Source organism: Rhizobium sp. RAF56 (genome assembly GCF_052113965.1).
Lineage (GTDB): Bacteria > Pseudomonadota > Alphaproteobacteria > Rhizobiales > Rhizobiaceae > Rhizobium.
Map to the genome: position 1 here is coordinate 1 of NZ_JBFRDU010000082.1, position 5,754 is coordinate 5,754.

Consider the following 5,754-nt stretch of genomic DNA (forward strand, 5'->3'; position numbering starts at 1 on the left):
ATCATACCGCGGCCGATCGCATTGGTGACGACCGTCGACGAAGGCGGTCGCATCAATGCGGCACCGTTCAGCTTCTTCAACTGCCTTTCGGCCGATCCGCCGATCCTGGCGCTCGGCGTCGAGAACAATCCGGATATGTCCTTCAAGGACACGGGTCACAACATCCGCGTAACGGAAGTCTTCACCGTCAACATCGTGTCCTACGCGATCGCCGAGGCGATGCACGTCTGCGGAGCAAAATATCCGCGCGATGTCGACGAACTGAAGGAAGCGGGTTTGACGGCGCTACCAGGTGAAAGGGTCGCATCGCCGTGGATTGCCGAAGCGCCTGCCGCATTCGAATGCCGGCGACACCTGACGCTCGAACTCGGTAAATCGCGGCAGATCATCCTCGGCGAGATCGTCTATGCCCACTATCGCGACGGCGTCGTCGATCCCGAGCGGTTGCGCGTCGATCCCGCCGAGGTCGATGCAATCGCCCGCCTCGGCGGCGATACCTGCTGTACCATCCGCGACCGCTTCGAGATGCTGACGCCGAAGCTTTGATCGACGGGGCATCGGCCTTAGGGGATCCTCCTCCTCTTTTCGGTCGGGCATGCTGGCGCTCGAATATGTTCGCGCCGGCGCGGCCAAGTTGACAGGCATATCCGAATGACCCCGATCCATTTAGACGGAAGAAGCGCATGAACAAGCCGGAATTCACCACCGTCATCCGCGGAGGCACTATCTTTGCGTTCAACGGTCATGAACACGCACTGCTCAAAAACGGTGTTGTGGTCGTGCAGGGCGACCGCATCCAGCACGTCGGCAAGAGCTGGAATGGCACCTGCGACCGCGAGATCGATGCCCGCAGTAAGACCGTCATCCCGGGCCAAATCAGCACCCATGCCCATATCGGCGCCTATGAGGGGCCGCGTTGCCTGATCGACGGTGGACTCAAGAAATTCATCCGCACGGGATTCCTGCATTTCATGCCGCAGCGACGGGCGACCGGTAAATCATTTTACTCGGGCTCCGACCACTCGTCGGCGCTGCGCCAGGGGTTTGCTTCGCTACTTCGGCACGGCATCACTACGGTAATCGACTATTACGAGCCCAGCAATCACGACGAGACCGACCTGATGGTCGAGATCGCCACCGAAATGGGTATAAGGCTCTACTGGGCTCCCGCGATTTCGGGCGGGCAATACTGGCTCGAAGACGATGGGAAAGTGACGCTCACCCTTGACGAGGCACGCGGCATGGCCGGTCTCGAACGCACGGCGCGTTTCTTCGATATCCACGAGGGAGCCAATGGCGGCCTTATCAAGGGTATCGTCACGGTCGACGAATACTATGCCTCGACGCCTGGTCTGCGCAAAGCCGCCAAGAAGCTAGCGGACGAGAAGCATGCGGTGTTCACCATGCATTTCCTCGAGCAACACCGCGAATATTTCGAGGACATGGTCCGCACCGGAAAGTCGCCCGTGCAATTGTTAGCCGAGGAGGGCGTATTGAGCGCCAACACGCTCCTAGCGCACTGCATCTATATAGGCTCGAACAGCCTGATCAACTATCCTCTGGTCGACGATATCGGCATTCTTGGCGCCCACGGGGTGTCGGTGTCGCATTCTCCATCCGGATACGCACGGCGCGGCGCAATCATGGAGAGCTTCGACCGCTACCGTGCCGCCGGCATCAACATGACGCTCGGCACCGACATGTGGCCATTGGAAATGTTCACCGAAATGCGCATGGCCTCGATCGGCTGCAAGGTCGCCGAAAAGAATTATCTAGCGGCGCCGGCTGAAACGGTGTTCGCCGCGAGCAATCTAGCCGGCGCCAAGGCGCTCGGCCGGCCCGATCTCGGCAGGCTTTCGGCCGGCGCCAAGGCGGATGTTGTCATTGTCGATACCGACAATTTGGCGATCGGCCACAATCCAGACCCGCTGCGGGCTTTCATACATTTTGCCACAGCGGACATGGTGGATACTGTCATTATCGACGGGCGCGTGCTGGTCGAAGGCAAGCAGGTGTTGGTCTGCGATGAAAAACAGATTCGCGCCGAAGTGGCCGCGTCGAGTGAGCGCATCTGGGCGAGCTATGGTGACTATCATCCGCACGCCGCACGATTGACCGATCACTTTCCTGCCTCATTGCCCGCCTGGGAGGAAACGTGAACAAACCTCTTCTACCCGCCAAGACCGATGGCTTCACCGTCCGTCCCCGCAGGGCGCGATAACCCCAACTTAGCGAGACCCCAATGTTAGTTATTCATGGCGGAACGATCATTACCTTCGACGGCACTGAGCACCGGCGGCTGATAGATGGCGTCGTAGTGGTCAATGACGACCGCATCGAATATGTGGGAAAGAGGTGGGGCGGCAAGGTGACGAGCGAGATCGATGCCCGGCGTCAGATTGTCATCCCAGGCCAAATCAGCACCCATGCCCATATCGGCGCGCAGGAAACGTCACGCTACATGGGCGACCGGCGGATGCGCCGGTTCCTGCGCAACGGCTTCCTGCATTTCATGCCGAACCGCCGTGATGGCACGCCGAGCGTTTACGGCACGATCGAGGCACGCGCATCGTTGCGTTTCGGCTTTGCGGCGCTCATGCGGGGCGGGGTCACCTCAGTCGTCGCATACGGCCACGGCGGCGACGACGACAGTGCCCTTATGCGCGACGTGGCGGCGGAGATGGGCATAAGGCTCTACTGGGCGCCGATCATTACAGCCGGACAGTACTGGCTCGAAGATGATGGCCGCGTTACCACCGAGCGCGACGAGGAAGCCGGCCTGCGCGAACTCGACGTCGCGGCGGAATTCATCGTTCGCCACGGCGGCAGCGATTCGGGTCGCTTCCAAGGGCTGATCGCAGTCGACGAATTTTATCTCTCGACACCCGCTTTGCGTAGGCGCGCCAAGACAGTCGCAGATCAACTCGATGTTCCATTCACCATGCATTTCCTGGAGCAGCACCGCGAATTTTTCGAAACCATGTCGGCGACCGGGCTGACGCCCGTCCAGCTGCTGGAAGCTGAAGGTGTGCTAGGGCCGCAGACGATCCTCGCCCATTGCCTCTATATCGCCTCACACAGCCTCGTTGCCTATCCGGTCGCCGACGACCTGGGCATTCTCGGACGCCACGGTACCACGGTCGCGCATTCGCCCGCTGCCTTCGCCCAAAGTGGTATGGCACTCGAAGGGTTCGACCGCTACCGCAATGCTGGCATCAATGTGGCCATGGCCACGGATGCTTATCCGCTCGACATGTTTGCTGAAATGGCCGCCGCTACGGTGATGGGAAAGGCCGCCGCACGCAACTACGAGGCGGCCGCCGCAGGCGATGTCTTCACCGCGAGTAACCTTGCCGGTGCCAAGGCACTGGGGCGTACCGATATCGGCCGGATCGCTGCCGGTGCCAAAGCCGACCTGGTCGTCATCGATCCAAACGCGCTGGGTTTTGGGCCTGCACCCGACCCGATCACTGCACTCGTCCGCCACGGCTCCGCTGACCGAGTCAGCCTCGTCATGGTCGATGGGCGAGTCCTCGTCGAAAACGGTAGGTTGCGCGTCTGTGACGAAAACGAAGTCATAGACGCTGTAATGCGTCCGCAACAAGCCTTGCAGGCCGCCTATCAGCGTTACAACACCGAGGGAAAAACCCTATTCGAACAATTCGCGCCGGCACTCAAAGAATGGGCCGACCACGCCTCGTGATCGACTCGTGAGCACCTATCGTGCAGCAGCCATCCGAAAAATTGATCATTACCGCGATTGTCGCTCTCGCTTTGACGTTTCAAGACTGCTGCCTTGGCGCGCCGGGTCACGCACTTGCTACCATAGGTGACCTGCTTACCATAAGCGAAAAGGTGACGGCATTAACATCGCGTCGGAGGCGGTGGTTGGTCCACTTATCCTTTGGCCAGCCTCTCGCGTAACGGGAGCCCTCACAAGGACCTTTTCAGTCTCCTGAGCCAGTCGCAACTCCCAGAGTACAGCTCTGGAGAGGCGTGTTGTCTTCACCCGATGGCCGCGATGCCGGCGGCATCCGCATGGCGAACATCAAGGATGTGCGGAACCTGCAGATCAATTCGCAGGCCGAACTGGATGCTCTGCACAAGCTTGTCGCTGAAGGCGGGAAGTTGCCACTAAAGCCGGCGCCGGGGCAGAGGAAACCGCGGGGCTCGTGATGGCGGGTATCGCCTTGCCGAGCCCGGCGGCGGCGGGGGCGGCGGCTGATGACGCATCACGAAAAGATGCGTTAGCGGACTGCCGTTCAAGCAGAACTGGATGAAACTCGCTCTTGTAACAGCAGCAATCAGAACGCCTCTGGTTCGCGGATGCAATAGGAACTGCCAAAGGACGGGTTCAGGGGGGTGAACTCCTTTAATTCGAAACTCTTCATCTCCAAAATCGATAAACACGGGGCGCTGGAGGGGAGCCCAGCGCCGAAATATTCCCGTGCCGCCTCTTAGTGGCTCTACGTACAGCGGATTGTCCCTGATTATGATGCCCTCAGCCACGGCTTCGCGGAAGGCGGGAAGATCACGCTTGTAGCGCATACCGTCCACGACCCAGACCATATTCTCGTAGAAGCTCTCTCGGGCATGCCGCTCTTCAGGAGGTATTGGAGAGTGCTGCAGCTCAACTACGAGCCCCGCACTATTCTTTACGTCCGCGATGTGACGTTCGCCATCGTCGGCGACGTGGATGACTTCCTGCCAATCCCGCGGAAATAAGGCCTTCCACGCGCGATGCCATTCAGTTTCCGGCTCCCACCAATGATCGCACTCAAGTTTCCCGAGATGCGACCAGTGCCAAATCCGCTGCTGGCCGCATTTGGCGGTTACTAGTCCGTCGCAGTATGGGCAGGCTCCACGAAGCTTCGGCTGCGCTTCCTGACGAAGCCCATTGACCAGAGCGTATCTCATTTTCAATCGGTCCCCCTCATCGATTGACGATGTAGGGAAAGCCTGACGTCAGATTGAAAGGAGGTAAAGGCCGGCTGATCAGAATTTTTGCGTTTGGTACCACTAAAGCCAGTTACGAGTTGTTGCACATTTACATCACATTTCACCAAACGGAAGACCGGACATTTGACCGCGCGGCTGTGGTTCGAAGATCAGTTGAGGATGGGCCAACGGCTTCCGCGCTTGGTGGCGTAACGAGCTTGCTATTTCTAGAGATGCTGATAGACGGAAATTCCGGCCCAATTCGAAGGAAACGATATGCCGGACTTCCCTACCATTTTACTTTTCGCCGCTGCCTCCGTGGTTTTGACCGCGACGCCAGGACCAGACATGCTCCTAATTGCGTCAAGGAGTGTGAGCCAAGGGCGCACCGCCGGATTTCTCACCTATATGGGCATTGCAATTGGCACGTATTGCCACGCGCTTGCGACGGCTCTCGGTCTGTCCCAACTTTTGGTGGCAGTGCCGGCAGCTTACGAGATTGTGCGCTGGGCTGGCTGTGGATACCTGCTGTTCCTGGCGTGGAAGACCATGCGGTCGCAGGCTAGTCGGTTTTCTCCCACGGATCGACTGGCCCCATTATCCCAAAAGAGAATATTCGGAGAAGGGCTGGCAACTAATCTTCTCAATCCAAAAATGGCGTTTTTTGGTAAGCGCTGTTTTGCCCCCACCTTCCGGATCAGCGTTTGATTGTCGATGTTGAGGCTCGAAAGAGAGCTTGAACATATGTCGATTTCAGAGCTTACGCTTAAATCTAGCGATGAACCGGTGCGCCGGTTTGAGGTATTCACAGGCAAA

General features: G+C 58.7%; 4 protein-coding genes and 1 pseudogene. All 5 read left to right on the forward strand.

Annotation, left to right across the window (positions count from 1 at the left end):
- The coding region (locus AB4048_RS28405; protein ID WP_442205294.1) for a flavin reductase family protein at positions 1-546 on the forward strand (546 nt) is incomplete at its 5' end.
- Positions 547-683: 137 nt separating this feature from the next.
- Entirely contained in the window at positions 684-2,159 is a 1,476-nt protein-coding gene (locus AB4048_RS28410) for an amidohydrolase family protein (RefSeq protein ID WP_442205295.1), read from the forward strand.
- An 83-nt stretch (positions 2,160-2,242) separates the two neighbouring features.
- The gene (locus AB4048_RS28415; RefSeq protein WP_442205296.1) at positions 2,243-3,703 is read left to right on the forward strand and encodes an amidohydrolase family protein; all 1,461 of its coding nucleotides are present in this window, start codon (positions 2,243-2,245) and stop codon (positions 3,701-3,703) included.
- Between the two features lie 296 nt (positions 3,704-3,999).
- Positions 4,000-4,176: a hypothetical protein gene (locus tag AB4048_RS28420; protein ID WP_442205297.1), complete on the forward strand. Its 177-nt coding sequence runs from the start codon at positions 4,000-4,002 to the stop codon at positions 4,174-4,176.
- Between the two features lie 1,038 nt (positions 4,177-5,214).
- Positions 5,215-5,604 (forward strand): annotated as a pseudogene (locus AB4048_RS28425) (LysE family translocator); the annotation flags it as partial.
- Between the last annotated feature and the right edge of the window lie 150 nt (positions 5,605-5,754).